The sequence below is a fragment of the Candidatus Magnetobacterium casense genome, assembly GCF_019173545.1.
GTDB lineage: Bacteria > Nitrospirota > Thermodesulfovibrionia > Thermodesulfovibrionales > Magnetobacteriaceae > Magnetobacterium > Magnetobacterium cryptolimnobacter.
On the sequence record NZ_JABXWD010000540.1, the window covers coordinates 1 to 1,887 of the forward strand.

2 protein-coding genes are annotated in these 1,887 nt (G+C 52.9%); both read right to left on the reverse strand.

The genetic code is table 11. The annotated features are described in order from the left end of the window. Window positions 1-481: 481 nt before the first annotated feature. Window positions 482-1,519, reverse strand: coding sequence for a tyrosine-type recombinase/integrase (locus HWQ67_RS17315; RefSeq protein WP_218253947.1), 1,038 nt, complete (start codon window positions 1,517-1,519; stop codon window positions 482-484). Between the two features lie 11 nt (window positions 1,520-1,530). Continuing rightward, the gene (locus HWQ67_RS17320; RefSeq protein WP_320414583.1) at window positions 1,531-1,875 is read right to left on the reverse strand and encodes a LexA family protein; all 345 of its coding nucleotides are present in this window, start codon (window positions 1,873-1,875) and stop codon (window positions 1,531-1,533) included. Between the last annotated feature and the right edge of the window lie 12 nt (window positions 1,876-1,887).

Genomic DNA, 1,887 nt, shown 5'->3' on the forward strand with positions numbered 1-1,887 from the left:
TGGATGCCGGCGCCGACATTCGGTTCGTCCAGGACTGGATAGGGCACAAGAATATCCAGAATACCGTAGTATATGCCCAGATAAGCAACCCAGCCCGGGAGGAACAGGCCAGGAAGTTCTTTGCGAGTTCCGCAATAGTAACTGTGTAAAATGAAAAGCAAGACTTGGCTTATGGCGGTGATGAAGGACGGTGAATGTTTAACGGCTGAAAACCTAGTTGGGAGTCGGAATTATATCCCACGATTACTAGAGGTTTGCTCAATACTGACGACGAATGTAACCGATCTTAGCCACTGTGAGGTCTTATTAAGCCGTGTTGATATGAGAGGTGAGGAGGTTCTTGAATCTATGAGAGGTGAGGAGGTTCTTGAATCATGGAGTGGTAGACTGGAGCCATCGGACATTGGCAAGTTCGCACACGCCTTTCAGATGGCTAGCAAGAGCCAGGGAAGTTCTTTGCCAGCCCAATGATTGTGGGAACCTAGCCCTTCACAATCCTGTCCACCGGCCGCTGTTTCTCCAAAGCCTTCAATGCCCTGCGCTGCCTGTGCGCCCGGGAGTAATTCTCCACCATCTTCAATGAAGCATGGCCCAGCAAATACATCAGGTCAAGCGGGTCACCGCCAGCATCAAGGAAGCCATTAGCGAAGGTATGCCGGAAGACGTGGGCACTGGCCTTGTGCCCCTTGATTCCAGCCCGGGTCATCAGGCCCTGAAGTACCTGGCCAATCCCGTCACCGGTAAGTGGCTTGCCTTCCTCGGTGAGCCACAAGAACTCACTGGGGTTCCGCCTGGATTTGAGATACTGCCAGACCGCCTTGAGCGTCGTCGGGGTAATAGACAACACTCTCTGTTTCCTACCCTTGCCAATGATTGTCAGAAGTCTCCCATCAAGGTTGATGTCGGATACCTTAATCTTGGCCAGCTCATCACGTCGTATCCCGGTGTCAACCAGCACCAGCACCATGGCTTTGTTCCTCAACCCGAGGGATCCCTGGCAGGCATTGATTATCCGTTTCAATTCATCATCGGTAAATGCCGGCTTGATGATGTCAGGGAGTTTCGGCGGACCGAATGTTAGCGGACTCTCTATCAGGTAGTTTTGTCTGACGCACCACTTCAGGAACGCCCGCATCGCCCTGTAGGTGGCATGGTAGGCATAGATGTGGTCGCTGTCCTGCTTACTGAAAAACGCCTTGATGTCGCCGGTACCGATGTCTTTTAGTAAGGTAGCTGGCTTAATAAAGTCCACAAAGTGTTTCAACCGGTCCCGGTAGAATAGGATTGTCTTCGGGCTCCGCTCCCCGATCTTGAGGTCAATAAGAAACTCGTCCAGCGCTTCAGCTACGGGCTTGGAAATCAGATGGTCTAAAAGCATCGCCCTAGATATAAACCGCAGGAAATCAGAAGGTATTGAGATGCCATTTTCCTGATTCCCTGCCCTATTTAGCTTCATGGTGGAGCTGATGGGATTCGAACCCACTACCTTCTGACTGCCAGTCCGTCTACTTAAAAGCAAGCAAGCCTCATCTACCGCAACTTCCGCACATAGTCCGTTACCACGCCGTGAAGGGCCACATCCTCGGGCTGATACCGCCCGTCGTTATCCTCCAACCACTTATTGCCCTGACTGTCTTGCTTGTAACGCTTGACCGCGGCCTTACCCTCCATGATCACCACCACCAGGTCGCCGCTGGTGGGGCTTAGTGCGATGTCCACGATAATGGTATCACCATGGCGAATCTCCGGGTCCAGGCAGAGCCCGTCGACCCGGTAGGCCCGTAATGTTTCGGGTGCAGCTCGCGCCCGGGTACAGGCAACATAATCAATCGGCTCAACACCCTCACCGGCACCGACGTCAGCATAGACGGGGATGTAAGCCTTGAG